The sequence below is a fragment of the Congzhengia minquanensis genome, assembly GCF_014384785.1.
GTDB classification, from domain to species: domain Bacteria; phylum Bacillota; class Clostridia; order UBA1381; family UBA9506; genus Congzhengia; species Congzhengia minquanensis.
On sequence record NZ_JACRSU010000001.1, the window covers coordinates 669,660 to 695,449 of the forward strand.

General features: G+C 43.6%; 41 protein-coding genes. 10 read left to right on the forward strand and 31 right to left on the reverse strand.

The genetic code is table 11. The annotated features are described in order from the left end of the window. Positions 1 to 105 precede the first annotated feature (105 nt). Positions 106 to 372: a hypothetical protein gene (locus H8698_RS03130; RefSeq protein ID WP_249311134.1), complete on the forward strand. Its 267-nt coding sequence runs from the start codon at positions 106 to 108 to the stop codon at positions 370 to 372. 16 nt (positions 373 to 388) lie between these two features. After that, positions 389 to 826 (forward strand): DUF6591 domain-containing protein, encoded by a 438-nt coding sequence (locus H8698_RS03135; RefSeq protein ID WP_249311135.1) that lies wholly within the window; start codon positions 389 to 391, stop codon positions 824 to 826. A gap of 492 nt (positions 827 to 1,318) precedes the next feature. Here H8698_RS03135 and H8698_RS03140 read toward each other — a convergent pair whose 3' ends face one another. Further along, positions 1,319 to 2,785 carry a lectin-like protein gene (locus tag H8698_RS03140; RefSeq protein ID WP_249311136.1) on the reverse strand — a complete coding sequence of 489 codons (1,467 nt, stop codon included), beginning with the start codon at positions 2,783 to 2,785 and terminating at the stop codon, positions 1,319 to 1,321. 824 nt (positions 2,786 to 3,609) lie between these two features. Here H8698_RS03140 and H8698_RS03145 point away from each other — a divergent pair. The 3 genes from H8698_RS03145 (at position 3,610) to H8698_RS03155 (ending at position 7,034) form a co-directional block, all read left to right on the forward strand. Beyond that, positions 3,610 to 5,517 (forward strand): N-6 DNA methylase, encoded by a 1,908-nt coding sequence (locus tag H8698_RS03145; protein ID WP_249311137.1) that lies wholly within the window; start codon positions 3,610 to 3,612, stop codon positions 5,515 to 5,517. Beyond that, positions 5,504 to 5,848, forward strand: a complete 345-nt coding sequence (locus H8698_RS03150) for a type II toxin-antitoxin system PemK/MazF family toxin (RefSeq protein WP_249311138.1) — start codon at positions 5,504 to 5,506, stop codon at positions 5,846 to 5,848. The genes H8698_RS03145 and H8698_RS03150 overlap by 14 nt, the downstream gene beginning before the upstream one ends. Before the next feature lie 295 nt (positions 5,849 to 6,143). Continuing rightward, entirely contained in the window at positions 6,144 to 7,034 is an 891-nt protein-coding gene (locus tag H8698_RS03155; protein ID WP_249311139.1) for a DUF3737 family protein, read from the forward strand. Here H8698_RS03155 and H8698_RS03160 read toward each other — a convergent pair. Beyond that, the gene (locus H8698_RS03160; RefSeq protein ID WP_249311140.1) at positions 6,964 to 7,743 is read right to left on the reverse strand and encodes a MerR family transcriptional regulator; all 780 of its coding nucleotides are present in this window, start codon (positions 7,741 to 7,743) and stop codon (positions 6,964 to 6,966) included. The two genes, H8698_RS03155 and H8698_RS03160, sit on opposite strands and share 71 nt — an antisense overlap. A gap of 87 nt (positions 7,744 to 7,830) precedes the next feature. Between H8698_RS03160 and H8698_RS03165 the strand changes: the two genes are divergently transcribed. After that, complete coding sequence (locus H8698_RS03165; RefSeq protein ID WP_249311141.1) at positions 7,831 to 8,535, forward strand: DUF4097 family beta strand repeat-containing protein; 705 nt, start codon at positions 7,831 to 7,833, stop codon at positions 8,533 to 8,535. A 104-nt stretch (positions 8,536 to 8,639) separates the two neighbouring features. On the opposite strand, the gene H8698_RS03170 is transcribed toward H8698_RS03165, so the two are convergent. Continuing rightward, entirely contained in the window at positions 8,640 to 9,002 is a 363-nt protein-coding gene (locus H8698_RS03170; RefSeq protein ID WP_430393557.1) for a response regulator, read from the reverse strand. Between the two features lie 152 nt (positions 9,003 to 9,154). Here H8698_RS03170 and H8698_RS03175 point away from each other — a divergent pair, with 152 nt between their 5' ends. The 3 genes from H8698_RS03175 (at position 9,155) to H8698_RS03185 (ending at position 12,114) form a co-directional block, all read left to right on the forward strand. Next, a complete protein-coding gene (locus H8698_RS03175; protein WP_249311142.1) occupies positions 9,155 to 9,826 on the forward strand; it encodes a nitroreductase family protein in 672 nt (223 codons plus the stop codon). 117 nt (positions 9,827 to 9,943) lie between these two features. Then, positions 9,944 to 11,752, forward strand: coding sequence for a 5'-nucleotidase C-terminal domain-containing protein (locus H8698_RS03180; protein ID WP_249311143.1), 1,809 nt, complete (start codon positions 9,944 to 9,946; stop codon positions 11,750 to 11,752). Between the two features lie 122 nt (positions 11,753 to 11,874). Then, entirely contained in the window at positions 11,875 to 12,114 is a 240-nt protein-coding gene (locus tag H8698_RS03185; RefSeq protein ID WP_249311144.1) for a hypothetical protein, read from the forward strand. A gap of 33 nt (positions 12,115 to 12,147) precedes the next feature. Here H8698_RS03185 and H8698_RS03190 read toward each other — a convergent pair whose 3' ends face one another. After that, complete coding sequence (locus tag H8698_RS03190; RefSeq protein ID WP_249311145.1) at positions 12,148 to 12,525, reverse strand: type II toxin-antitoxin system death-on-curing family toxin; 378 nt, start codon at positions 12,523 to 12,525, stop codon at positions 12,148 to 12,150. Then, complete coding sequence (locus H8698_RS03195) at positions 12,522 to 12,764, reverse strand: type II toxin-antitoxin system Phd/YefM family antitoxin (RefSeq protein ID WP_249311146.1); 243 nt, start codon at positions 12,762 to 12,764, stop codon at positions 12,522 to 12,524. Before H8698_RS03195 ends, H8698_RS03190 begins: the two co-directional genes overlap by 4 nt. A gap of 148 nt (positions 12,765 to 12,912) precedes the next feature. Here H8698_RS03195 and H8698_RS03200 point away from each other — a divergent pair, with 148 nt between their 5' ends. Next, positions 12,913 to 13,164 (forward strand): DUF6809 family protein, encoded by a 252-nt coding sequence (locus tag H8698_RS03200; RefSeq protein WP_177679839.1) that lies wholly within the window; start codon positions 12,913 to 12,915, stop codon positions 13,162 to 13,164. Between the two features lie 74 nt (positions 13,165 to 13,238). Here H8698_RS03200 and rplQ read toward each other — a convergent pair whose 3' ends face one another. From rplQ to rplV, 26 genes are all read right to left on the reverse strand, one after another. Next, positions 13,239 to 13,580 carry a 50S ribosomal protein L17 gene (rplQ, locus tag H8698_RS03205; protein ID WP_177679838.1) on the reverse strand — a complete coding sequence of 114 codons (342 nt, stop codon included), beginning with the start codon at positions 13,578 to 13,580 and terminating at the stop codon, positions 13,239 to 13,241. A gap of 33 nt (positions 13,581 to 13,613) precedes the next feature. After that, positions 13,614 to 14,564 (reverse strand): DNA-directed RNA polymerase subunit alpha, encoded by a 951-nt coding sequence (locus H8698_RS03210; RefSeq protein ID WP_177679837.1) that lies wholly within the window; start codon positions 14,562 to 14,564, stop codon positions 13,614 to 13,616. Between the two features lie 109 nt (positions 14,565 to 14,673). After that, positions 14,674 to 15,300 (reverse strand): 30S ribosomal protein S4, encoded by a 627-nt coding sequence (rpsD, locus tag H8698_RS03215; RefSeq protein ID WP_177679836.1) that lies wholly within the window; start codon positions 15,298 to 15,300, stop codon positions 14,674 to 14,676. A gap of 44 nt (positions 15,301 to 15,344) precedes the next feature. Next, a complete protein-coding gene (rpsK, locus tag H8698_RS03220) occupies positions 15,345 to 15,737 on the reverse strand; it encodes a 30S ribosomal protein S11 (protein ID WP_177679835.1) in 393 nt (130 codons plus the stop codon). Between the two features lie 47 nt (positions 15,738 to 15,784). Continuing rightward, positions 15,785 to 16,153 carry a 30S ribosomal protein S13 gene (gene rpsM, locus H8698_RS03225; protein WP_177679834.1) on the reverse strand — a complete coding sequence of 123 codons (369 nt, stop codon included), beginning with the start codon at positions 16,151 to 16,153 and terminating at the stop codon, positions 15,785 to 15,787. 108 nt (positions 16,154 to 16,261) lie between these two features. Then, positions 16,262 to 16,375: a 50S ribosomal protein L36 gene (gene rpmJ, locus H8698_RS03230; protein ID WP_018590391.1), complete on the reverse strand. Its 114-nt coding sequence runs from the start codon at positions 16,373 to 16,375 to the stop codon at positions 16,262 to 16,264. A 61-nt stretch (positions 16,376 to 16,436) separates the two neighbouring features. Further along, on the reverse strand, positions 16,437 to 16,655 hold the full coding sequence (infA, locus tag H8698_RS03235) for a translation initiation factor IF-1 (protein WP_177679833.1): 219 nt from the start codon (positions 16,653 to 16,655) through the stop codon (positions 16,437 to 16,439). Positions 16,656 to 16,669: 14 nt separating this feature from the next. Then, positions 16,670 to 16,939: a KOW domain-containing RNA-binding protein gene (locus H8698_RS03240; protein ID WP_177679832.1), complete on the reverse strand. Its 270-nt coding sequence runs from the start codon at positions 16,937 to 16,939 to the stop codon at positions 16,670 to 16,672. An 18-nt stretch (positions 16,940 to 16,957) separates the two neighbouring features. Next, a complete protein-coding gene (gene map / locus H8698_RS03245; protein ID WP_249311147.1) occupies positions 16,958 to 17,707 on the reverse strand; it encodes a type I methionyl aminopeptidase in 750 nt (249 codons plus the stop codon). Beyond that, the gene (locus tag H8698_RS03250; RefSeq protein WP_177679830.1) at positions 17,704 to 18,357 is read right to left on the reverse strand and encodes an adenylate kinase; all 654 of its coding nucleotides are present in this window, start codon (positions 18,355 to 18,357) and stop codon (positions 17,704 to 17,706) included. The genes map and H8698_RS03250 overlap by 4 nt, the downstream gene beginning before the upstream one ends. A gap of 15 nt (positions 18,358 to 18,372) precedes the next feature. Next, on the reverse strand, positions 18,373 to 19,668 hold the full coding sequence (gene secY, locus H8698_RS03255; protein ID WP_249311148.1) for a preprotein translocase subunit SecY: 1,296 nt from the start codon (positions 19,666 to 19,668) through the stop codon (positions 18,373 to 18,375). A gap of 2 nt (positions 19,669 to 19,670) precedes the next feature. Next, entirely contained in the window at positions 19,671 to 20,114 is a 444-nt protein-coding gene (gene rplO, locus H8698_RS03260) for a 50S ribosomal protein L15 (protein ID WP_249311149.1), read from the reverse strand. A gap of 20 nt (positions 20,115 to 20,134) precedes the next feature. Continuing rightward, positions 20,135 to 20,314 carry a 50S ribosomal protein L30 gene (gene rpmD / locus H8698_RS03265; RefSeq protein WP_249311150.1) on the reverse strand — a complete coding sequence of 60 codons (180 nt, stop codon included), beginning with the start codon at positions 20,312 to 20,314 and terminating at the stop codon, positions 20,135 to 20,137. Positions 20,315 to 20,327: 13 nt separating this feature from the next. Continuing rightward, positions 20,328 to 20,822, reverse strand: coding sequence for a 30S ribosomal protein S5 (rpsE, locus tag H8698_RS03270; protein ID WP_488153822.1), 495 nt, complete (start codon positions 20,820 to 20,822; stop codon positions 20,328 to 20,330). A 27-nt stretch (positions 20,823 to 20,849) separates the two neighbouring features. Then, a complete protein-coding gene (rplR, locus tag H8698_RS03275) occupies positions 20,850 to 21,212 on the reverse strand; it encodes a 50S ribosomal protein L18 (protein ID WP_249311151.1) in 363 nt (120 codons plus the stop codon). 83 nt (positions 21,213 to 21,295) lie between these two features. Next, positions 21,296 to 21,841: a 50S ribosomal protein L6 gene (gene rplF / locus H8698_RS03280; RefSeq protein WP_177679824.1), complete on the reverse strand. Its 546-nt coding sequence runs from the start codon at positions 21,839 to 21,841 to the stop codon at positions 21,296 to 21,298. Between the two features lie 28 nt (positions 21,842 to 21,869). After that, complete coding sequence (rpsH, locus tag H8698_RS03285; protein ID WP_177679823.1) at positions 21,870 to 22,265, reverse strand: 30S ribosomal protein S8; 396 nt, start codon at positions 22,263 to 22,265, stop codon at positions 21,870 to 21,872. 30 nt (positions 22,266 to 22,295) lie between these two features. Further along, positions 22,296 to 22,481, reverse strand: a complete 186-nt coding sequence (locus H8698_RS03290) for a type Z 30S ribosomal protein S14 (RefSeq protein WP_177679822.1) — start codon at positions 22,479 to 22,481, stop codon at positions 22,296 to 22,298. 22 nt (positions 22,482 to 22,503) lie between these two features. Further along, positions 22,504 to 23,046, reverse strand: coding sequence for a 50S ribosomal protein L5 (gene rplE / locus H8698_RS03295; RefSeq protein WP_249311152.1), 543 nt, complete (start codon positions 23,044 to 23,046; stop codon positions 22,504 to 22,506). Positions 23,047 to 23,073: 27 nt separating this feature from the next. Beyond that, entirely contained in the window at positions 23,074 to 23,397 is a 324-nt protein-coding gene (gene rplX, locus H8698_RS03300) for a 50S ribosomal protein L24 (RefSeq protein WP_249311153.1), read from the reverse strand. A 35-nt stretch (positions 23,398 to 23,432) separates the two neighbouring features. Then, entirely contained in the window at positions 23,433 to 23,801 is a 369-nt protein-coding gene (rplN, locus tag H8698_RS03305) for a 50S ribosomal protein L14 (protein WP_177679819.1), read from the reverse strand. 29 nt (positions 23,802 to 23,830) lie between these two features. Next, positions 23,831 to 24,091 (reverse strand): 30S ribosomal protein S17, encoded by a 261-nt coding sequence (gene rpsQ, locus H8698_RS03310; RefSeq protein WP_177679818.1) that lies wholly within the window; start codon positions 24,089 to 24,091, stop codon positions 23,831 to 23,833. Between the two features lie 26 nt (positions 24,092 to 24,117). After that, entirely contained in the window at positions 24,118 to 24,312 is a 195-nt protein-coding gene (rpmC, locus tag H8698_RS03315; protein WP_177679817.1) for a 50S ribosomal protein L29, read from the reverse strand. 4 nt (positions 24,313 to 24,316) lie between these two features. Further along, positions 24,317 to 24,742 (reverse strand): 50S ribosomal protein L16, encoded by a 426-nt coding sequence (rplP, locus tag H8698_RS03320; protein WP_177679816.1) that lies wholly within the window; start codon positions 24,740 to 24,742, stop codon positions 24,317 to 24,319. A gap of 3 nt (positions 24,743 to 24,745) precedes the next feature. After that, entirely contained in the window at positions 24,746 to 25,402 is a 657-nt protein-coding gene (gene rpsC / locus H8698_RS03325; RefSeq protein WP_177679815.1) for a 30S ribosomal protein S3, read from the reverse strand. 25 nt (positions 25,403 to 25,427) lie between these two features. Then, on the reverse strand, positions 25,428 to 25,769 hold the full coding sequence (gene rplV, locus H8698_RS03330) for a 50S ribosomal protein L22 (protein ID WP_177679814.1): 342 nt from the start codon (positions 25,767 to 25,769) through the stop codon (positions 25,428 to 25,430). Between the last annotated feature and the right edge of the window lie 21 nt (positions 25,770 to 25,790).

Genomic DNA, 25,790 nt, shown 5'->3' on the forward strand with positions numbered 1-25,790 from the left:
TGTCGACAAAATATATTATGAGGTGATTAAAAGATGAAGTATTGTCAATCATGTGGAGCGGAAGTTCACGAAAATGCCATTGTGTGCACAAAGTGTGGTTGCAGCTTGTCACAGCAAGAGAAAAAGGTAGCAGGAAAGAAAGGAAATGACGGATTAGCTATAGCAAGTAAAATTTTTCTAATACTAGGATGCATTGTTCAAGGATGGTTGCTTATACCGCTTGCTTGGTGTTTGCCTATAACTATTTCGATTTGCGGTAGAATGAATCGAGGAGAACCTGTTGGTACAGGTTTAAAAGTTTGTTCTCTATTATTTGTAAACTTAATTGCAGGTATTTTATTATTGTGTCGTTCAGATGAGAATAATCAGTGAAGAGGAGTATTGTAAAATGAAAAAATTATTATCAATAGTATTAGCATTAACTTTAGTATTAACATTAGCCGCTTGCGGTAGCGAAACAAACAATGCTGTAGAAAGCAATAATGATGTATCCGCTGTTGAAACATCAAACGATGTTGGAAATTCTGCTGAGAACAATGAAGAAGCTCCTGCTGAAACTTCTACTGATGCAGAGTGGAAGCAGTTTTTAAAAGAGTATGAGGAATGGGTTGATGAATATATTGAAATTACAAAAAAATATAATGACAATCCTTCCGATATGTCAATTTTGTCAGACTATACAGATATGATGACAGAAATGACTGAATGGACAAGCAAGACCGAAGAAATGGAAAAAGAATTAGAAAATGCTTCTCCTGCTGAATTAGCAGAATATTCTGCAAAACTTGCAAAAATAGTTGCAAAACTTGCAGAAGCTACATATTAAAGACGATATAAATATTTGCATCTATTTCGTATGTGAAAGCCAGTCGGAGCAAAGGAAAGCCTTGCTCCGTTTTTCTTTGTCAGGAAAAACAAACGCCCGCTTTCTTGCTTCTCCTCTTTCGTAAGAAGTCCCGCTCGGTTCGCCTGCTCAGTTGTAAACGCCTTCGCGGCGGCTCTCTGTCGCTATCAACTTTTCACGACTTTGCGCCTCCGGTGCTGTCAAGCCCTTATTTTACTGTATTTTTACGAAAGTCCAATAAAAATACTTACAACAAATGTGAACGGTAATTTTGATAAAAAATTACCGTTCTTTTTGTTTGCCCATGCCGAGCAAACAAAAAGAGTAACCTTTTTTCTTGGCTACTCTTAAAATTCGTATTCAATTTTATTTTGCAATAATGTTTACTTTTAAAGTGCATATCGCATATACAGGGGGAGGATAATTCAAAGGTCCTGTATGTACTAAGCCGCCCCCATTTATAGTTCAAAAAAACTATTGCAGATTTTTAAAGCTTCTAAGGGACATGACTAGTGCCTGCTCTCGCGTAGCATTTGCATATCTTTCTGCTTCCTGTTTAGAATTTGTGTTTCTGGGTGCAAACAATTCATCCCCTATGCCGCTGATGACACCGTATTTTGTCATAAAATAAACGCTTGGCTTTGCATACTCAGAAATTTCTTCATCATCAGCATATTTGGGAACGCCGGAATAATTAATCGTAAACTGCTCATCCGTCGCCAAGGTCCACTCTGGCCATTCGGAGCGTTTATACACCCTGCAAAGCATAGTAGCCAGCTGTTCTCTAGTAATCCATTCATCCGGTGCAAATTGCTCTTCACTATAACCAGCCACTGCACCGATGTTATAAGCTTTTAAAATATAATTTCTGTTTTCATTTTCTCCAATATCTTTAAATTTGCACTCGGAAGACATTACTGCACGTCCGTCTGTCATGGATTCAAATAGCTCAACACAAATTGCGGCAAACTCGCCGCGTGTCACGGGCTGTGTCATATCCTTTCCTACTAATACGTCTGGAATCAGACCGATATCCGCCGCTTCTTGAAGTTCTGAAGTGGACCATTCCGCAGAATCTGCCCAGGTCTCCCACTCGCAGATAAAGCCGATTGTGTCTGCGGAAAAATTGTCTTCTTCGCCGGGATAAGTATTGTCATTATACATATCATTCCATGCAAATCGCCTGCTGCTTCCAACTGCAGGGTTTGCCGTGTTGTAGATCTGAACATACTGCTCCTTCTCTCCGTCGGAGCGAGTGTGGCTGTTGGGTTCGATCGAGTCCCAGTTGGAATAAGAAAACACCTCGCCTGTAATCCATGCAGGCGAACCTTCCGCTGTCGTTGCACCGATCCAATATTGTTTCTTAGAACCGCCTTCTAATAGTCCCTCTACAAATTTCTGTTCCGCTTCGGAGGTAATGGTTACCAGATGTCCTCCAAGTTCTTCGCAGCGTGCCTTTGCCTGGGTCCAGGTCAACCCCTCATCAAAACGTTGATAGCTGTGATTTTGATAAATACTATCTGTCAGCTGCTGGTAGCTTTCATTGTTTCGGATCAGAACAAATTCCCAGCTGCTGTTTTCACTCACCAGTCCCGTATATACCCCGTCAGCCAAAGTTCCTGACAAAGAAACAAACGAATAGCCGGAAGGATGATTGATCCATTCATCTCCCTCTACTACATATTTTCCCCCGTCATAGGACACATAAACAGTATAAGAACCATCCTTCGCATTGGATTTCCCAGGCATATTATAAAATTCAAATATTCCTGTACCATCTTCATTCACAGTAAGCGTCAGACCTGTTTGCCCCTGATTGGCGTAGTACCAGCCTTCATAGGTGCCCGCAAAAGTGGTAACTTCATCAGACGCTGCTGTACATACCAGACATGTAGCGAACAAAAAGAATGCAGCAAAAAACAGGCAAGCGATTTTTTTCATAATTCTCTTCCTTTCTAAACAGATCTAAAATAGTTTATTTTAACAAAATTTATTTTATCACATTTATGAATTAATGTCAATTCATATCGGGAAACAGTTAGTGTCAAGTAAAAATTAACAAGCTATTCAACGAACCATAAAAAACTTACCGATTTTTACTTGACATTATATTTTACCCTGCAACAGATTACATGCACCCCTGATTTTGGTAATCTTTTATTGTCATTATTGATATGCTGAGTTTGGAGATGTTCAAATGTAAATATTAGGAATTAATGAACCCTGTTCAGCGGCTCAAATAGTCTCCAATGGCAGATGATACACTTGTCCCAATAAAAAATAAGTGGTGAAATGTACTTTAAATTTAAAAATGGATAGCACAGTAGCTAATTTTTCTGAGTTCAAAGATTAAGCCTCCATAGAGTGATTATATCGAACTTACAAGCGAGTGCAACTTTCTTGTAAGGGTGATGCACGAAATGACAAGGGGTACATTTTATCAAAATTAGCATTCTTTGTCAAAACGAAGCAAAAAAGTTCTGCTCTGTTTTTTGTCAAAAAACATCCGCCAGTTTTTTTATTAGTGCAGTCAAGCCCCTTATTTTTGATAACCTTTATAAAATCCTCTATCGAAAGTAATTGTTATACTTTAATGAATAATGTTACAAATAAAATTTTAAGATAAAATAAAAAATTGATAAACTTTGAAAAATTTTATTGACAAATTAATACTGTTGTTTTATAATACTAAATATCAAGAAAGTTTAAAGATTACATTATATAAATTTAATTAAAGTATTTTAATTACTTTTGAGGTGTTTTAAATGGAAACAATGAGTCCGATAACCAAATATTTTTTAGAGCCCATATTAAAAAAATCTCCAATCTCACTTGAAACACTGAATCAGGGACTGCTCGTATGTTTTGCTGCATATGTAATAAAGAAAAAACAAATAAGCGAACATGATAGCTATTTTAGAAAAAACGTACAAACAAATACAGAAATATACATTCGTGATTTGATTTATGATGTAATACACCCAAACGTTCCCAAAGAGCTGAGAGAGGCAGTAGATGTAATAACGGCTGAAAATAAGTATTGCGACATAACAGAAATGACGGAATTTTTATTGAACAACAAATTAAATATAGAAGATTGTCAGAAAATTGCTAACGATTTAGCTGTCCACTACTATCCCATGGTGATTACAGAATCTATCACTACCCCTGCCCCCATTAACGAATTATGCCTGTCTATTTTAAACCCAATCAACGGTTCCTTTTACGACGGTGTAGCCGGTCTTTGTTCAACCTGTATTGCAGCAGGTCGATATGCCAAAGAACGAAACGGAGAACTCTTTATTTATGCGCAGGAAAAACTGGAAATATTGTGCGCCGTTTCTACAATTCGGGCATATATAAATGAAATTGAGTTTTCGCAGATACTGAGCGGAGATGTGTTTACAAATCCCCGTTTTAAAAATGATTTTGGAGAAGGCCTGATGAGATTTGATTACTCCATCATGTTTCCTCCCCTCGGTTCCTCCTGGTCTAATTTAGAACAAACGATCGTTAACGATTCATATGACAGGTTCAAATTTAGCTACGCGCTGCCAAAATCCAATTCTGAGTGGCTGTTTATTGAGCACCAAGCGGCTTCTTTAACCGATACCGGCCGAGGTATTATCGCAGTTTCAACAGGAACCTTATACAATTCCTCATACAGCTGGATTCGGCGTCATGTAATTGAGGAAGGATATATAGAATGCATTATCACATTGCCATCAAAAATTTTATCTTACACAACAATGCCGCTGAGCCTAATTGTAATCAATAAAGCAAAGAGAAACTCCGCTATCACAATGATACAGGCTGAAGGCCTATTCTCAAAAAACAATTCTACCCGTGTTGTAGACCAGCTGGACAAGCAGGTTATGAATAAAATTGTATCAATCTATAACGGAACATGCATGGATCAACAAATCGGAAGAGTAATAAACGAACAAGAACTTTTGCAGAATGATTGTATCTTATTGCCCAGCCGTTATATATCGTCCTCCTCTATTGAATCTGAACTGGGCCGGGTATTTGTGGATCTTAGCAAAGTTACAAATTGGCCCGTACTTAAAAATATTTCTGATAAAATATACCGAGGTATGAACGTTTCAAAGACGGCAGAAGAATGTCCGGATGGGAAGTATAGAATCATTAATTATGCAGATATCCAGGACGGAAACATTATTTTAGAGAATTTAAAAACCTATCATATAAATGCTGATGTTTCAAAATATGTAGTTCAACCAGGAGATGTTCTCGTCTCGTGTAAAGGTGTTACGATTAAAACCTGCGTCGTACCTGATGGCATTCATAATATCTTATTATCCATCAATTTTGTCGGGATACGGCTCAATAAAGAAAAATGTGATCCGTATTATTTGAAATATTGTTTAGACAGTCCAGTTGGACAAGCATTTTTAAAAGGCCGTCAGGTCGGAACCTCCATTATTACCTTAAAAAATAAAGATTTTGAAGAATTTCCAATTTCTTTAGTGCCTATAACGGAACAAAAACGTTATATTGCTGAGTTTGAAAAAACAAACCGTTACATTTGTAACGAGATTGAACAGTTACATCGCCATTTAATTCATGAAAAATGGCAATTTTATCAGCACCTTGGATTAGGCGAAATTATTACAAGAATTGGGGAGGACTATCAAGATGAATCAAATTAGAACCGGCGATATTTTTTTGGTGGACTTTAAAGCAGATACTTCAAGCAACATAATTCGTGGGTTTCGGCCAGCGATTGTTGTAAAAACTTCGAACAATTCACCTCTGATTCATTTAGTACCTTTAAGTACGAGTGTAAGAAAAAAATTGAATTGTTTTCATATTAAAATCACTGGTTATGGATTGGATAAGCCAAGTATTGCCTTAATTGAACAGATTTGTCCAATGGATAAATCAAAGCTTGGCAAAAAAATTGGATCAATATCTAAAAAAAGTGAACTTCAGCACATTCTTAATAGTGTAAAGCATTTTTTTGAACTTGATGCGGCATAGGTAAACGGTATTTTAAATAAAGAGAACTTGAGTATAATTGGGAGGGCCAGATGTGCTGGCTGCCCCCTATTGTAATTTTGGAGCGGAAGCTGAAACTGGCGCCTTAATGGCCCGTTTGGTTTGGAAAATATAACAACGTGCCCCCTGCTAACAAAGCAGGGGGCTTTCACGCTCTTTAAACAGACTTATCATAGACAAAAGGCATAGTGATCTATAAAAGATGAGTATTTGCCATTTTTGCCGCTATGCGTTATAATAAAGACAGTAAAATAAAATAGGCATGGAGGAACAAGCTATGAAACTGATACAAAATCAAACGTTCGACGCGGAGCGGGCGTTGTATGGCGAAAAGGAGCTTCATTTAAATAACTGCACGTTCGATGGTCCGGCAGACGGCGAAAGCGCATTAAAAGAGTGTGAAAACATTCAGGTTGAAAACTGCCGGTTTCACCTCCGCTACCCCTTTTGGCACGACAGCGGCCTGAAGGTGAACGGCTCAGAGCTTACGCCCCTCTGCCGCGCCGCCCTATGGTATGACAATCGTGTAGAAATTAAAAACAGCAAGCTGCACGGCATTAAAGCCCTGCGGGAATGCAGCGACGTTGCGATTTCCGGCTGCGACATTTGCTCTGCCGAATTTGGCTGGTCGGTGCGGAATTTGCAAATGCACCATTGCACCGCCGAAAGCGAATATTTTCTTATGCGCTCTGAGAACATGCGGCTGAGCCATGTGCGGCTGAAAGGAAAATATTCGTTTCAATACATAAAGAACGCGGTTTTTGAAGACTGCGAGTTTGACACGAAAGACGCATTCTGGCACGCCGAAAACGTAACGGTGAAAAACAGTGTTATTAAGGGGGAATATTTGGGGTGGTATTCAAACGGCCTGACGCTGGATCACTGCAAAATTATCGGCACCCAGCCCTTATGCTACTGCAAAAACCTGACGCTTTTGGATTGCGAAATGTCCGGCACCGACCTATGCTTTGAAAAATCCCAGGTCAACGCAACCATCAAGACACCGGTAGACAGCATTAAAAATCCTTTGTCCGGCACCATTTGCGCGCCGTCGGTGAGCGAAATTATTATGGACGATGAAAACGCCCGTGGAAAAATCATTGTAGATAAAGCTGTATTTGATAGTCCCACTGCAAAATCCCCGTCACCACAATGCTGTGCACAATGAATTCCGGCCTTGCACCATATGCTTCTTTCGCCCGTTTTAAAAGCACCTGAAGCACTTGGTCTTTATTCTCCTCTGTGCAGTTTGCGCAAAGGTAATCCCCCTCCGGCAAAACAGTAAGCCCCTCTAACGAAGGGAAACTGCAGCACACGGCAAACAGCCTGGTTTTGCCCTTTATTGTAATCATGCCTGCCGCGTCTTCAAACAAAAACTTTGGCCGCTGCTGTTCGTTTAACTGCTCATAAAAGTGGCTGTGGTAGCTCCACAAATTTTTTAAATTGGGACGCTCTAAATTGTCCGACAGCAAAATCACCCGTTTGGGCATGTGCTTCACAAACCAGTCTTCTTCGCCGCCTTGCGCGGCGCTTTTCTTTTTTTCATAGTCCAGCCGGGCGCGCTTAATTTTTTCTTTCGCATATTTTAAGCGTGCAATTTTTTGATCTGCGCTCTGTTCCGCCTGCTTTAAACGCGCAATCACGCAGGACAAATCCTTTTGCTGCAAAAGTTCTTTTATGTCTGTGAGCGAAAAGTCCATTATTTTTAAAAGCTCAATGGTTTTCAACTGCACAATCTCCTGCTGAGAATAATAGCGATATCCCGAAAATTTGTCCCTCTGGCACGGCTTTACAAGGCCAATCCTGTCATAGTGCCGCAGGGTTTCGGTGGTGGTGCCTGCAAGTTCTGCCGCCTGTTTTATGGTAAATTCCTGCATAAAAAAATCCCCCCTTGACTTTTGTGTTACACAAAGGTGTATAATGTAATTATACCATAAAAAACAACATTGTGGGAGGAATATTTTATGAAAAAAATATTAAAAAATCAGATTGTAGCAATCGGCCTTGCGGCGGTCGTGGCTGCCGCCGGCACGTTGCTCACCGGCTGCGGCGCAAAGCCTTCCGGCGAGGAACATGAATTTGTGGAAAAAAACTACACCGCCCCGGCAGAAGACGTGAACACCCTGACCATTGACGTGAAAAACCGGAAAATTGAACTGCTTCCATCGGAAAACGGGCAAATCTGCATTACCTATTATGAAAGCGACAAGGAATTTTATGAGCTGAACCGAACGGAAGAAAAAGAGCTGCGCATGACCTATGCCGAAAACAAACAATGGGGCGACTATGTAGGCAGAAAAACCGCTCCGGAAAACAGAACTGTCCGCATTGAGCTTCCTCAGTCCGCTTTACACAGCCTTACGCTTAACACCACCAATGCAGACATTTCCCTGCCGCCCCTTTCGGTTTTAAATTCTGTAACGGTGTCAGTAAACAACGGCAACATTGCGCTGGAAAACCTAAACCCAGGAAACTCCGTTACGTTAAACGCGAAAAACGGCAACATCAGCGGAACCATTGCAGGAACAATGGACGAGTTTGCAATTCACACACAGGTGAAAAAGGGAGAAAGCAATTTGCCGCCGGAAAAGGAAACCGGCACAAAAACGTTGCTTGCCTCTGCCAACAACGGTAATATTCAGTTAAACTTTCTTGGACAAAATGAATAAAAAACACGGGCAGGCAATTGCGCCTGTCCTTTTTTTGCGCTTTTGGTTTCCTGTACCGTTGTGTCAGACAAGCAGGCCAGTGAATATAATGTTAGTAGGAAATTCTATTTTATGTAAAGAAGCAAAAAAATGGCAACAATATCAGGAAGAGTCATTTTCGACAGGGACAGAAACGTCACAGTCACCTCGTCAGATTCGCCGTCGCTTTGGGTTGCCACAATTACGGGAATTGAAGAAAGCCCTGCGTCCGCCTTGACAATGGACAAAAATGTATAACCGTCCATCACGGGCATAACAAGGTCCAGCAGGATGATGGAAATGCCCTCCTTGTAGCGCCGTGCGATTTCAAGTGCTTTCTGGCCGTTTTCGGCCTCCAAAACTTCATATTCCGTTGCCAAAATCCCACACAGCAGCTCCCGGTTGAGCATGTTATCTTCCACAACCAGGACCTTTTTCCTTGAATGCATTGGACAATCCCCTTTCGGACATTTTTCAGCATAATATATGTAACTCGTTCTATCACCGTGCAGGATAAAAAGCAAATAATCTTTTTAAGCAAAAAGCAAAACTTGACGCGGTTAACAATCACGTGCTATAATCATAAAAAAGGAGGAATATTATGGACATTTTAGACACCATGAATTCACGGCATGCAGTGCGCGCATTTAAAAATACACCTATAGACCTTGGCAAAACCACTGCCTTAAATGAGCTGATTGAGAGCATAAATAAACGCAGCGGACTGCATATTCAATTAATTACAAACGAACCAGAGGCGTTTTCCGGCATTATGGCCCGCATGGCTGGCTTTCGAAACGCAAAAAACTATATAGCACTGATAGGAAAAAACGCCCCCGGCCTTGAGGAACGGTGCGGATATTTTGGGGAGCAAATCGTGTTAAAAGCGACTGAGCTTGGGCTAAACACCTGCTGGGTAGCCCTGACCTTTAACCGGGGCAAGTGCCGTAAAAAATGCGAAATTGATTCAGAAAAGGGTGAAAAGCTTTTAATGATCATTGCTCTGGGCATCGGTGAATCAAATGGCACGCCTCACACCTCAAAACCCCCAGAATCCTTTTATACTCCCACTGGGAACGAGCCCGAATGGTTTGTCCGCGGCATTAGAGCTGCTGCTCTGGCTCCAACCGCCATGAACAAACAAAAATTTTTCTTCACTTTAAGCGGCGGTTTCGTTTCCGCTGAATCACCCAAAGGCTTTGAGGTGGATTTGGGAATTGTGAAATATCACTTTGAAGCGGCGGCAGGAAAAGGGAATTTTCAGTGGAGGTAATTTATAATTGACAGTTTTTGCAGATTTATGATATACTGAAAACACAATTAACAACCCTGCCAATTTGTGTTACTTTTAATCTAATAAGTCAATTCTCTTGAAAGGACGGAAAAACAAATGAAAAAACGAATTTTAACACTGCTGCTTGCCATTACATTGGCACTGGGCGTTTGTACGCCTGCGGTTTTTGCCGGGGAGGACAACGCGGCGGTTACTATTATCCACACTACCGACGCCCACGGCAGAACGCTGGGCTATGCGGCCATTGCCAATTTGGTGAAACAGCACGAAAGTGCAGGAGAAAATGTGCTGCTGTTAGACTCCGGCGACATTTTCCACGGCCTGCCAGCGGCGAACTTAGAGCGCGGCGGCAGCATAGCGCCGCTTTTAAAAGCGGTGGGCTACGACGCTGTGACCACAGGCAACCACGACTATAACTTCGGCACTGACCGCCTAAAGGAGCTGGGCGAACAGGCCGGGACACCCATTTTAGCTGCCAACGTGGTGGATGAAGATGGTAATCTGGTGTTTGAGGATTATAAAATTTGGAACTTTAACGGCTTTAAGGTAGGTGTGTTCGGCATTGCCAACGACCACACAAAGACCAAAACTGCCCCGGCCAACACCGAGGGCATTGAATTCCGTGACGACATTGAAACCGCCAAAAAAATGGTAGACGAATTAGAGGACCAAGCGGACTACATTGTGGCGCTAACCCACATCGGAAGCCAGATTGAGTCTGAGGGCACCAGCATTGATTTGGCAAACGAGGTTAAGGGAATTGACCTGATTTTAGACGGCCACTCCCACAATACCAACGACGGCATTATGGTTGGCGAAACCACGCTGGTAAGCGACGGCTATTACCAGGAGAGCGCCGGCGTGGTTCGCGTTTACAGCGATAAAAAGGAGGAATTTTCTCGCTTCTCCATTACCGGAGATACGCCCGGGGACGAAGAAATTCAGGCCCTTGTCGATGCGACTGACAAGGCCCAGTCTGCGCTGTTAGAAGAAGAGGTCGGGGAAACCAGTGTGTTCTTAAACGCAGAATATCCCTTTGTCCGCACCCAGGAAACCTACATGGGCGATCTCATCTGCGACAGCTACCGCCTGGAAACCGGGGCACAGATTGCTGTTGAAAACGGCGGCGGAATTCGCGCGTCAATCCCAACGGGCAAAATTACCCGGGGCCAGGTTTACGAGGCGTTTCCTTTTGGGAATTACATCGTGACAAAAGAAGTAACAGGGGCAGATTTTATTCAGATTTTAGAAGACTCTGTGAGAGAAGTTACCGAAATGGGCGGTTCTTTTCTGCAAATTTCTGGCGCAGGCTATGCTTATGACGCAGCGAAAGAACCCGGCAAGCGCATTAGCGGCGTTACCGTTGCGGGCCAGCCAATTGACCCAGCCGCGACATATACCGTTGCCACCAACAACTATGTGGGCACAACATTTTCAAAATTTGCAGACTATCCGGTGTTAAACGAATATTGCGCTTCTGACGAGGCGCTGATTTCCTGCCTGGCAAAGGGCGCCGTAGCGTTTCATGATGAAACTCCCCGCATAACGGTGTTCGGCGGCATTGGGAACGACTACCGCATTTGTATCGACGCATATTTAACCGAGAACGACGTTGCCCCCGTTGTGAGCGGCGAGTCTGTTCTTCTTCCTTTCCGTGCGGTGTTTGAGCTGTCGAACTATTCCGTGTCGTGGGACGGCGCACTGCAAACGGCAACCGCCGCAAAGGACGCAAGCACCGTCAGCGTTTGCTATTCAGACGGAACGGTGGCCATTGACGGCGTGCCTGTTGACGCAAATGTTACTATGGTGCAGGACAGGGTGCTGATAGACAGCGCAGCCATTGCACAAGCGCTGAACAAAGCCGTTTATGTTGATGAATTTACAAAATCTATTGTATTATTTTAAAGGAACTAAAGCCGCCCCAAAATGGGCGGCTTTTTTTATTTTGCTCTTGCATAACAATTGACGAAATGGTATAATTGAATTAAAAGAATTGCGCAATTGAAATTCGTGAGAGGAGACCGAGAATGGATAACGAAAAATTGCTTGAAAGCATTGGCGTTATGTTAGACAGACAGTCAAACGAATTAAAAGCGGACATGAAAGATTTGGAGAGCCGCATGAAAGTTGTGATTGAAAACGATGTAACAACGCGGATTAACGCTTTGGTTGACGGTTATAAGCTGGTTCATGAAAAACAGTGGGAGCTGGAACAGAAGTTGTCTCAGCTTGAACGCAGGCTTGAAAAATTAGAAATTGCAGGTTAAAAATTAAGCCGCCCATTTTGGGCGGCTTTTAATTTATACTTCGTGTTCTGCAATCCAATTCATAAGTTCCTGCTCGCCAATTTTTCCAGAAGCAAGAGCCAGACCAACTTGAACTAATTCTGATTGCGAATAGGTCAGCAAAACGCCGTTTATGGCGAGAAAAATTAGCATGGCATGGATTCCTAAACGTTTATTTCCGTCAATAAAAGGGTGGTTCTGAATAAGTCCAAAGCCAAGCTTGGCCGCTTTTCTCTGGATAGACGGATAAAGTGCTTCGCCGTCAAATGACTGAAACGGCGCATACATTGCAGACTCCAAAAGGCCAATGTCTCTTAAACCCTCGCTGCCGCCTGTTTCGCAAATGAGTTCTTTATGAATTTGCTTCATTTGCTCAATTGAAATTTGTATCATTCTGCCAATTCCTTATATGCCTCTTTGTTTTGTCCAATCAGTCTTTTCGAAATATCCATAATGTCTTCATCTGAAATGGTTTGTTCTGTTTCGGCCTGAGCAAAATCAATTACTAAATAACGCGGCGTATTATTTTTTAAGATAACAGCAGAGCCAACTTCATCTACCAGTCTGGCAACCTTTGAAAAGTTTTGATTTGCTTCTGTAATGGAAACCATACTTTTTGTGTTAATTTTCATGTTGAACACCTCCTGCCATTATTATAACCGAAATGTAGGATAAATTCAACCTATATCATAAATTTTTATTCTCTGACATCACTTTGAATTCGTGTACAACCCATTTTCTATGCTATACTGTTTTAAAAAAATAAAAAGGAGAAAGCCCATGAACATTTTAGACGAATTTCGGGACTTGTGCTTTGATCGTCCAAATTTCTTATCGAAAAATTCGGACTATTGGAACTATTCCCAAAAAATCATTGAAAAAGAAGAACACCTGACCAGCGAAGAAATGGAAAAATTAGAAAGCATATTGGCCGACGTGAACAAATCGAACCGCATTGAAGTTGAAAACGCATTTAACCAGGGCTTTTGCGCCGGCGTAAAGTTAATGGCGGAAATATTTTCAAAAAAATAAAAAAAACAAGAAACTGTTATCAACAGTTTCTTGTTTTATGCATAAATTTTTGTATACAAAATTTAAGTTTTCGATTAAACCAGCTCAATTACTGCCATTTCAGCAGCGTCGCCGCGTCTGGGGCCCATTTTTAACACTCTTGTGTAGCCGCCGTTACGGTCTTGATATTTCGGAGCGATTTCGTCGAACAGTTTGAAAACAACCTCTTTATCCGTAATGTAAGACAGTGCTTGTCTTCTGGAATGTAAGGTGTTCTTTTTGCCAAGTGTAATCATTTTATCAGCGATGCTTCTAAGTTCCTTTGCCTTCTGCACTGTGGTAACCAGTTTCCCGTTTGCCAAAAGCGCCGTGGTCAGGCTGCGAAACATTGCAATTCGCTGGTCGGTTGGCCGACCTAATTTTCTTGTTCCCGGCATCTGTCACTACCTCCTTGATTAAATAATTTTGCGTTAGTCCTCACGTTTTGCAAAGGACTGTCCCAGTGCGTGAAGCTTTCCGATAACTTCCTCTAAGGATTTTCTTCCCAGGTTGCGGACTTTCACCATATCGTCTTCTGTCCGGTTGGTTAAATCCTCCACAGTGTTAATTCCCGCACGCTTTAAGCAGTTGTAGGAACGAACAGAGAGGTCTAACTCCTCAATGGTCATCTCCAGCACTTTTTCCTTCTGGCCGACTTCTTTTTCAATGAGAATATCGGCGTTCTTTGCTTCTTCCGAGAGGTCAATAAACTGCATTAAATGCTCGTTTATGATTTTCGCCGCAAGGCTCACCGCCTCGTCGGGGCTGATGGACCCGTCGGTCCAAACCTCTAAGGTGAGCTTGTCGTAGTCTGTAATATTGCCGACACGGGTGTTTTCAACAGAATAGTTCACCCTGTGCACGGGTGTGTAAATTGAGTCTACCGGAATTACTCCGATAATATTTTGGTTGATTTGCTTGTTCCGTTCTGCCGAAACATAGCCGCGGCCCTTAGAAAACGTAATTTCCATATAGAGCTTTGCGTCTTTGCCCAGCGTTGCGATTTTAAGGTCGGGATTGCAGATCTCGATGTCAGAATCCAGCTTAATATCGCCGGCGTGGATGACGCCTTCACCCTCCGCCTCAATATAAACAACCTTCGGCGTGTCACAGTGTAATTTCACCGCGATTTGCTTGATGTTTAAAATAATTTCCGTAACATCTTCTTTCACGCCGGGTATTGTCGAAAATTCGTGCAGTACTCCGTCAATCTTCACAGAGGTTGCGGCAGCGCCCGGAAGCGATGAAAGCAACATTCTTCTGAGCGAGTTTCCCAGCGTTGTGCCGTAGCCGCGCTCTAAAGGCTCTGCAACAAACTTGCCGTAAGTACCGTTATCGTTAATCTCTACACACTCAACTTTAGGCTTTTCTATTTCTAACATAGTTAACCCTCCCTCATATATTTTGGTTAAATTTCACGCACACCAACATGCATGTAAGCGCCGAGGGTAATCTCGATTGTAAAGCTTTGAATGCGAAATAACAATATTATTATTTCGAATACAATTCGACAATAAGATGTTCCTCAATTTCAAGGTCAATGTCTTCTCTCTTCGCCAAGGTAACTACCTTGCTTTCGCATGTGTCGTGGTTTGCGTCAAGCCATGAAGGAACGGTTCTTCCCGAAGTGATGTCCAAAATTGCTTTGAACTTTTCAGAAGACCTGCTCTTTTCCTGCAATGTAATTACATCGCCGGGCTTAACCAAATAGGACGGAATGTCAACTCTCTTGCCGTTTACCTCAAAATGGCCGTGCGTAACTAAAATTCTGGCTTCCGGTCTTGATGTTGCAAATCCGGAACGGTAAACAACATTGTCTAATCTGCTCTCAATAATCTGGAGCAGGTTTTCACCGGTAACGCCCTGTTTCTTTTCAGCCATATCAAAATATTTTGCAAACTGAGATTCCAAAACGCCGTAATATCTCTTTGCTTTTTGCTTTTCTCTTAACTGTAAACCATATTCAGACAGCTTCTTTCTGCTCTGCCCATGCATTCCGGGAGCACCCTTCCTGCGGGTGACTGCACATTTGTCTGTGTAACATCTTTCGCCCTTTAAAAACAGCTTCATGCCCTCTCTGCGGCAAAATCTGCACACTGCGCCTGTATAACGTGCCATCTAAATTTACACCTCCTTAAATTTTAAACCAATTCGTAAATGCATCAAACTCTTCTTCTCTTCGGCGGTCTGCAGCCGTTGTGAGGAATGGGTGTTACGTCTTTAATCATGGTAACATCAAGACCTGCAGCCTGAAGCGCACGAATTGCAGCTTCACGTCCTGCGCCGGGGCCTTTAACAAAAACCTCAACTGTTTTTAAACCGTGTTCCATTGCAGCCTTTGCTGCTGTTTCCGCTGCCGACTGTGCTGCAAACGGCGTGCTCTTTCTGGAGCCGCGGAAACCCAAACCGCCTGCGCTTGCCCAGCTGATTGCGTTGCCGGCAACGTCGGTGATGGTGATGATTGTATTATTAAACGTTGAACGAATGTGAACAGCGCCACGTTCGATATTCTTTTTAACCTTCCTGCGGGTACTTCTCTTAGCAACCTTTGCCATTTAGATAGTTCCTCCTTTCGACAGTGAATAGCCTTAACAGGCAGTTATTATTTCTTCTTGTTGGCGATTGTACGTTTCGGGCCTTTTCTGGTCCTTGCGTTTGTCTTTGTCTTCTGACCGCGAACCGGAAGACCTTTTCTGTGTCTTACGCCGCGGTAGCAGCCAATTTCCATCAGTCTTTTTATGTCAAGTGCGACATTACGTCTTAAATCGCCTTCAACAACATAGTCTCTGTCGATAATTTCTCTAAGCTTTGATACTTCGTCTTCGGTCAGGTCCTTTACCCTTGTGTCGGGGTTAATCCCGGCTTCGGCAAGAATTTTCTTGGAACTGGGAAGGCCGATACCGAATACATAGGTCAAGCCAACTTCAACTCTTTTTTCTCTTGGTAAATCCACGCCTGATATTCTGGCCATGCTTGTTTCGCACCTCCTGTATTTGTGTTTAAATCTATAGCCACACCGGGAAAGTTTACACCGCTAAAGCTCGTGTATCAGCCGCTTTTCCCGGAAAATTACAGAAACTTAGCCCTGCTTCTGCTTGTGCTTCGGGTTTTCGCAAATAACCATTACCTTACCCTTACGCTTGATAATTTTGCATTTTTCACACATAGGTTTTACACTTGGTCTTACCTTCATGTTGTAAATACCTCCTTCATGGCAACTTTACCGCCATTTTGCGGCAATTTGTTTCTTACAGTTATTTCGCTCTCCAGGTGATGCGGCCCTTTGTCAGGTCATAGGGCGACATTTCAACCGTCACCTTGTCACCAGGGAGAATTCTGATATAATTTGTTCTGAGCTTTCCTGAAATATGAGCCAAAATTTCGTGGCCGTTTTCAAACTTCACCTTAAACATTGCGTTGGGCAGAGCTTCTGAAACAATGCCTTCCAGCTCTATTACGCCGTCTTTTGCCATATACGATAAACCTCCTATACGTCTTGGTTAAACTTCGCTAATTCCTTTTTTAAGTCAGGGTTGGTAACCCGGACACCTGCGCTTATTTTTTCCTTTACCAGCGCAGATACATTTCCCGTATTCTCAAGATGCTTCCATTTCTTGCGCTTGGGGTTATCCACCCGGCGCAGGCTCCCATCGGCAACTGAAACGAATTGTTCGTCAATCACCGACAGAACTACGAAATGTTTATCCTTATCTCTTCCAGCCTTTGAAATAACAATATCACCGGCACAGAAATTCAAACTATCATCACCTCAAAATTAGCATTTCGTCAGGATTTCGGCACCATGATCCGTAATTAAAATGGTATTTTCATAATGTGCCGAAAGCTTTCCGTCTGCTGTTACCACTGTCCATTCGTCGGGTAGCGTTATCACCTTGTACGTACCCAAGTTTACCATTGGCTCAACCGCAATGGTCATGCCGGAAACAAGCCGCGGCCCGCGGCCCGCCGTTCCAAAGTTGGGAACCTCAGGGTCTTCGTGAAGGTTTCGCCCCACGCCGTGCCCCACTAAGGCCCGAACCACCGAACAGCCGTTGCTTTCCACAAATTTCTGAATGTTTGCAGAAATGTCGAAGAGCCGGTTTCCTGAAACTGCTTGTTCAATTCCTTCAAAAAAACTCTGTTTTGTGACGGATATCAGCTTTTCTGCTTCAGGGGAAATTGTCCCCACCGCATAAGTTCTTGCCGCGTCTCCGTGGTATCCGCCGTACACAGCGCCAATATCAACACTCACAATGTCCCCCTCGTGGAGGACTCTTGCATGGCTCGGAATTCCATGAACAACTTCCTGGTTTATCGAGATGCAAATGTGTCCGGGATATCCGTTATAGTGGTAAAACGAACAAGTAGCCCCGCTTTTGCTGATATATTCCGCTGCGATTTTATCGAGCTCCATGGTTGTAACACCGGGCTTAATGTGGTCTTTTAATGCTTCAAAGGTTTCGGCAGTAATTCTGCCGGCAACCCTCATTTGTTCAACCTCATGTGCTGATTTTATTTTAATCATAAACCCGCCTCAACCTGTCTTTCCCCAATGGCCTCCATCACTGCTTTGGTGGTGTCTTCCACCTTGTCCCGGCCGGTAACCGAAACCAGCAGCCCCTTGGCCTGATAATATTCTTTTAAGGGTTCGGTCTGCTCACTATATACTTTAATTCTGTTTCTGATAATTTCCGGCACATCGTCCTCACGCCGGACGAGGGGGCCTCCGCACTTGTCGCAAACACCCTCTTGTTTGGGCGGGTTGTCATGGATATGATATGTTGCGCCGCAAACCTTACATTCGCGCCGGCCCGAGAGCCGTTCCACAATAATATCCTCGTCCACATGGATTTCCAGCACCAAATCAACTAAAATTGGCAGCCGGTCCATAATTTCCGCCTGGGAAAGGGTTCTGGGAAATCCGTCTAAAATATAGCCGCTTTTGCAGTCGTCTTCCTTTAAACGTTCCTTCACCATTTCCACAACGTCATCATCGGGAACAAGCTCCCCGCGGTCGATAAAGGCTTTTGCCTGAATCCCCGCAGGAGTGTTTTCCGCGATAGCGTTTCTAATAATTCGTCCCGTAGAAATTGCGGGGATTTGAAATTTCTTTGCTAATTTTTCCGCCTGAGTGCCTTTTCCGGCCCCGGGCGGTCCCAACAGAACCAATTTCATAAATGAACCTCCGGCTTATTCAAGGAAGCCTTTGTAGTGTCTCATAAGCATCTGGGACTCTAACTGTTTCACTGTTTCAAGCGACACACCAACAACGATCAGAAGTGACGTACCGCCGATTGAAATACCGCTCATTGACGGAATAAATGCCAGCAGCAACGGGAATATTGCGATTGCAGCTAAGAAGATAGCACCCAAAAGCGTTACCTTTGACAAAACCTTTGCAATATAGTCCGATGTGGGCTTGCCCGGTCTGATGCCCGGAATAAATCCGCCGTTTCGTTTCATGTTGTTCGAAACCTCAATGGGATTGAACTGAATCGCAGTATAAAAATACGTGAAGAACAAAATCAGCAGGAAGTAGCATATAATATAGAAAGGATGCGTTTCGCTGAACCATCTTAAAATCGCGCCCCAAACACCCTCTGTCGGTGCGTTTGTACCATGAATAAACATGGAAATTGTTCTCGGGAAAGACATGATGGAAACCGCAAAGATAATTGGCATAACGCCGGCCATGATAACCTTGAGCGGAATGTGTGTGCTCTGGCCGCCGTAGCTCTTTCTGCCTACAACACGTTTTGCATACTGAACCGGAATTCTGCGTTCCGCCTCGTTCATTAGAACAACCGCGCCAATTGCCAAAACAGCAATAACAACAATTGCAATGATGGTTGCAGCCGACTGAATGGTAACACCACCGGACTGTTCAACCATGGCTTTCATGGACTGAATCATCTGCGGGCCTCTGGACACGATACCGATTACAATCAGTAAGGAAATACCGTTGCCCACACCCTTTTCTGTAATTTCTTCACCCAGCCACATCAAAAATGCCGTGCCGGCTGTGAATGTGAACGTTACAACAAAGTAAGCAAACACACCGCTGTCGCCTGTCATTGCTGACCTGAGGCTGAAGAACAGGCCTGTTGCCTGGATGAACGCCAGAATAACCGTTACATATCTTGTATAAGAAGCAATTTTTTTTCTTCCTTCTTCTCCCTCTTTGGCAAGCTTCTCCAAAGCGGGGATTGCAACTGTTAAAAGCTGCAGGATAATTGATGCGTTAATGTAGGGCGTAATGCTCATTGCAAAAATGGAAGCACGCTCTAACGCGCCGCCTGAGAAGTTGTTAATGAGACCCTGAATGCCCTGGTCGAAGCCGCCCATAAGCTGCTTAATCATTTCGGCGTCAATGCCCGGAACGGGGATAAACGAACCAAGTCTGAAAATAACCAGCATCAGGATGGTGTAAAGCATTTTTTTGCGTAGATCCGGAATTTTCCATGCGTTTCGCAAGGTTTGAAGCATTCTCAGATCACCTCCGCCTTACCGCCTGCCGCGGCTATTTTTCCTTCTGCCGATTTGGTAAACCGGGCAGCTTTCACGTTTAAATTTTTCGCTGTCAGCTCGCCGCGTCCCATAACAACGATTCCATCGTTTAACTTTTTAATGATGCCGGCTTCTTTCAGGCTCTCTGCGGTTACAGTTGCGCCGCTTTCTAAGCCGTTTAAGTCGCTGACATTAATTTCCGTATATTGTTTCGCAAAGATGTTGGTAAAGCCTTTTTTCGGAAGACGTCTGTAAAGTGGCATCTGTCCGCCTTCAAAACCGGGCCTTACACCGCCGCCAGAACGGGCGTTCTGACCCTTGTGACCTTTGCCTGATGTTTTGCCGTTACCCGATCCGTGTCCGCGGCCAACTCTGAAAGCCTTGCGCTTAGACCCTTCTTTCGGGGATAATTCGTTCAAATTCATCTTGTGGCACCTCCTTCGGATTAAAGTTCTTCTACCTTTACCATATAGTCAACCTTATTGATCATTCCTAAGATTGTCGGGTTCGCTTCGTGAATTTTTTCATCACGAATCTTTTTAAGGCCAAGTGCCTTAACTGTTGCTATGTGGTCTTTTTTTCTGCCAATCGTACTTTTCATTAAAGTAACCTTTAGCTTAGCCATGGCGTTTGCCTCCTCAATTTAAGATTTCTTCAACGCTCTTGCCGCGCAGTCTGGCAACGTTTTCTGCACTCTTTAAAGATGCCAGGCCCTGAAGTGTTGCCTTCACAACGTTTCTGGGATTGTTGGAGCGTAAAGATTTTGTTCTGATATCTGCGATACCGGCAAGCTCAAGCACTGCTCTCGCTGCGCCGCCGGCAATAACGCCCGTACCTTTTCCAGCAGGCTTTAACAATACTCTGCCTGCGCCGAATTCGCCGGTTATTTCGTGAGGAATTGTTGTTCCAACCATGTTTACTTTAATCAGGTTTTTCTTCGCATCTTCAATTCCCTTGCGGATTGCGTCCGGAATTTCAGAAGATTTTCCTGTGCCGCAGCCAACATATCCGTTTTCATCGCCAACAACAACCAGCGCGCTGAAACGGAAGGTTCTGCCGCCCTTCACAACCTTTGCAACACGGTTTAAGTTTACAACTCTTTCTTTTAAATCTAATGTGCTTGCGTCAATCAGTTGAGCCAAAACGATTTCCTCCTTCTCTTAGAATTTAAGACCGGCTTCTCTTGCGCCTTCTGCAAGCTCTAATACACGGCCGTGGTAAATATATCCGCCTCTGTCAAATACAACAGAGTCAATTCCTTTTTCAATTGCTTTTTTCGCAATTAATTCTCCGACTTTTCTAGCTGCATCTTTGTTGCCGCTGTAGGTGGCCTTTAAATCGCCCTCTAAGCTCGATGCTGCGGCCAACGTTACGCCTTTATCGTCGTCAATAATCTGGGCATAGATGTTCTTAAGACTTCTGTAAACGCAGAGCCTCGGACGGCTGGCCGTTCCGGAAACTGTTTTTCTGACTCTTTTATGTCTTCTCAGTCTTGAAACATTACTTGACTGCTTTTTAATCAATTTCGTTCACTCCTTTATTGAATGCCATTAAAATTATGGATTTTGCCATAACTTCTAACATTTGAATCAGACGATGCAGCCGATTATTTCTTGCTGCCCGTCTTACCTTCCTTACGTCTGATGTGCTCTGTGGCATATTTAATACCCTTGCCCTTATACGGCTCGGGGGGCCTTTTCTCACGAACCTTTGCCGCAAACTGGCCAACCACCTGGTTGTCGATGCCCTTAATAACAATTTCGTTTGCCGAGGGCACTTCAATGGTAACGCCGTCAACGGGTTCCATTTCCACCAAATGGGAATACCCTAAGTTCATCACGAGCTTTTTGCCCTGCAACTGCGCCCTGTAACCAACGCCGTTCACTTCCAGTTTCTTTTCAAAACCGTCTGTTACGCCAACAACCATGTTGTTTAAAAGCGTTCTGGTCAGGCCGTGAAGCGCCTTGTGCATTTTTATTTCAGAAGGGCGGGAAACGGTTACTTCGCTGCCCTCAGTTTTAATAATCATGTCAGGATGTAATTCCTTTGTCAGCGTGCCTTTCGGACCCTTAACGGTAACCACGTTGCCGTCTGCAACCGTAACGGTTACGCCTGCGGGAACCGCGATAGGCATTCTTCCTATTCTGGACACTTACTTGCACCTCCTTAATTTATCTTGCTTACCAAACAAACGCCATAACTTCTCCGCCGACATTTTCTTTCCGTGCCTTTTTATCAGTCATAATGCCTTTGGATGTTGAAACGATTGCAATACCTAAGCCGCGGAGCACTTTTGGAAGCTCCTCTTTATTCTTGTATATTCTGAGTCCGGGTGTTGAAACTCTCTTAAGGCCGGAAATTGCCTTTTCTTTTCCGTTGTATTTAAGAGCGATTCGGATAATATTCTGTTTTCCGTCCTCTATGATTTGATAGTTCTTAATATATCCTTCCTCCAGCAGAATTTCGGCAATTGCCTTCTTCACGTTGGACGCAGGAACATCTACACAAATATGCTTCGCAGAATTCGCGTTTCTGATTCTCGTCAGCATATCCGCAATAGGATCGGTTGTATGCATCTTTATACCTCCTTCCGAATTGTAAAAATCTTACCAGCTCGCCTTTTTCACGCCGGGAATCTGTCCCTTATAAGCCAGTTCCCTGAAGCAGATACGGCAGATGCCGTATTTTCTGAGGTACGCGTGAGGACGACCGCAGATTTTGCATCTGTTATACTGTCTTGAGCTGAACTTAGGCGTTTTGCGCTGTTTATTTACCATCGCTTTCTTAGCCATTTAATTTCCTCCTCTACCCGAATTACTTCGTGGCAAACGGCGCGCCCATAAGTGAAAGAAGTGTTCTTGCTTCTTCATCTGTGTGAGCCGTTGTTACCATGATTATATCCATACCTCTGATTTTGTCAATCTTGTCGTAGTCAATTTCGGGGAAAATCAACTGTTCCTTAACGCCTACGCAATAGTTGCCGCGGCCGTCAAAGGAGTTGGGGTTGATTCCGCGGAAGTCTCTTACGCGCGGAAGCGCAACATTGAAGAATCTGTCCAAAAATTCATACATCTTCTTGCCGCGAAGGGTTACCTTGCAGCCGATTGACATGCCTTCCCTGACTTTAAAGGAAGCCACAGATTTTCTTGCCTTTGTAATAATAGGCTTCTGGCCGGTAATCTGGGCCAGGTCGCTGACTGCGCCGTCTAACGCCTTTGCGTTGTCTTTCGCTTCGCCGCAGCCGATGTTTATAACAATTTTTTCAAGCTTCGGAATCTGCATTACGCTTTTATAGGAATACTTTTCCATCAAAGCCGGCGCAACTTCCTTGCTGTATTTTTCCTGCAATCTTGCCATCTGCTTTCTTTACCTCCTTTTGCAAAATTAGTCGTTAAAGGTCTCTCCGCACTTTTTGCAGTAACGAACCGAGCTTCCGTCCTCTAACACCTTGCGGGCAGCTCTTGTTGCTTTTTTGCACTTTGAGCAAACCACCATCACGTTCGACGCGTCAATTGCAAGCTCCTGCTTTACAATACCGCCAACCTGACCCTGTGCTTTGGGCTTTACGTGCTTTGTTGCAACTGCAACCCCTTCAACAATGGTTTTGCCTTTCTTCGGCAGAACCTCAATTACTTTACCTTTTTTCCCTTTATCTTTTCCGGAAATGACAACTACCTCGTCGCCGGATTTAATATTCATTTTTGCCATTTTTCGGCTCCTCCTTCATTTAACTCGTTGAAAATTTAGAGTACCTCAGGCGCTAAAGAGAGAATTTTCATATATTCTTTTTCCCTCAGCTCTCTTGCAACAGGGCCGAATATACGCGTCCCTCTCGGGTTCTTGTCGTCTCTGATGATAACGGCCGCATTTTCGTCAAACTTGATGTATGTCCCGTCATTACGCCTTACGCCGGAAACTGACCTTACGATGACTGCCTTAACGACATCACCTTTTTTAACCACTCCCCCGGGCGTTGACTTTTTAACAGAAGCAACAACCACATCGCCGATTGCCGCGTATCTTCTTTTAGAACCGCCCAATACTCTGATACACATCAGTTCTTTTGCTCCGGTGTTATCCGCAACCTTCAAAAGCGTCTGCTGTTGAATCATATTGGTTACCTCCGTTTCTTAAATATCAATTATTGTGCTTTTTCCAAAATGCTAACCAGTCTCCATCTTTTGTCTTTCGAGATTGGCCTTGTTTCCATAACCAACACCTTGTCGCCGATTCCGCAGGAATTGTTTTCGTCGTGGGCTTTCAGCTTATAGGTTCTCTTTATGATTTTGCCGTAAAGAGGGTGTTTAACATTATATTCAATTGCAACGACGATGGTTTTGTCCATTTTGTCGCTGACAACCTTTCCGATTCTCTGTTTTCTGAAATTTCTCGTTTCTGCCATGATCTCACTCCTTTCAAAGCTTTAATTTACTCTGCAAGCTTCCTCTCTGCCATAACTGTTTTAATCTTGGCAATGGTCTTTTTAACCTCGTGGATTCTCATTGGGTTATCCAGCTGATTTGTAGCATTCTGAAATCTTAAGTTAAAGAGTTCTTTCTTAAGGTCAGCGAGAGTAGTTTCAAGTTCTGTTCCGCTCAATTCGCGAATTTCGTTTACCTTCATCAAATTAACCCTCCATTTCTTCAGCTTCGCGGGCTACAAACTTACATTTAATAGGAAGTTTGTGCATAGCAAGACGAAGTGCCTCTCTTGCAATATCCTCCGTAACGCCGTCAATCTCAAAGAGAATTCTGCCGGGTTTTACAACAGCCACCCAATATTCCGGTGAACCTTTACCGCTACCCATACGGGTTTCAGCCGGTTTCTCGGTTACGGGCTTGTCGGGGAATATTTTAATCCAAACCTGGCCGCCTCTTTTGATGTAACGCGTCATTGCAATACGGGCAGCCTCAATCTGGTTGCTGGTAATCCAGGAAGACTCTAAAGCCTGCAGGCCGTAGCTTCCGTAGGTAACCTTGTTACCGCGTGTGGCAACGCCCTTCATTCTGCCGCGCATTACTCTTCTGTATTTTACTCTTTTCGGTAATAACATGACTTATTTACCTCCCTTATTCTTTTTGCTCTCGGGAAGGATTTCTCCTTTATAAATCCAGACTTTTACACCGATTTTACCATAGGTTGTGTTTGCTTCTGCAAAGCCGTAATCAATGTCGGCTCTTAAAGTCTGCAGCGGAATTGTGCCCTCGTGATAGTGCTCAGACCGCGCAATTTCTGCGCCGCCCAAACGGCCGGAGCAAGTTGTTTTAATACCCTTTGCACCCAGCTTCATAGCTCTGCCCATGGTGGATTTCATTGCTTTTCTGAAAGAAATCCTGCGCTCAAGCTGACCTGCAATGTTTTCTGCAACCAGCTGTGCATTCATGTCGGGCTGTTTTACTTCTTCAATGTTTAATGCAACACTTTTGCCCGTCATGGTCTCCAATTCTTTTTTAACCTTCTCGATTTCGCTGCCGCCTTTACCGATGATAATACCGGGCTTTGCAGCAAAGATGTTGATTTTAATTCTCTTTGCCGTACGTTCAATTTCAATTTTTGCAACGCCTGCGGCATACAGTTTTGCTTTTAAGAATTTTCTTAATTTATAGTCTTCAACCAGGTAATCGCCGAAATCACGGTCGTTTGCAAACCATTTCGAATCCCAGTCTTTAATGATACCAACTCTTAAACCGTGTGGATGTACTTTCTGTCCCAAACTGAATCTACCTCCTTCTTAAAAATTATTCCTGACCAAGCTCTTTTAACACGATGGTAATGTGGCTTGTTCTTTTTCTAATTCTGAACGCTCTGCCCTGTGCCCTGGGGCGGACTCTTTTCAGGGTCGGTCCCTGGTTTGCATAAACTTCTGCAACATAGAGGTTGTTTTTGTCCATGTTGTGGTTGTTTTCAGCGTTCGCTGCGGCCGAGTTCAGCAGTTTAATCAGCAGTTCGCTGGCTGCCTTCGGCGTATTTTTCAAAATGCCCATTGCTTCGCCCACGGGCTTATTCCGAATCATATCGATTACGATTTTAACTTTTCTGGATGAAATCCGAGCGTAACTAAGTTTTGCTCTCGCTTCCACTAGTGACTCCTCCTCTCTTAA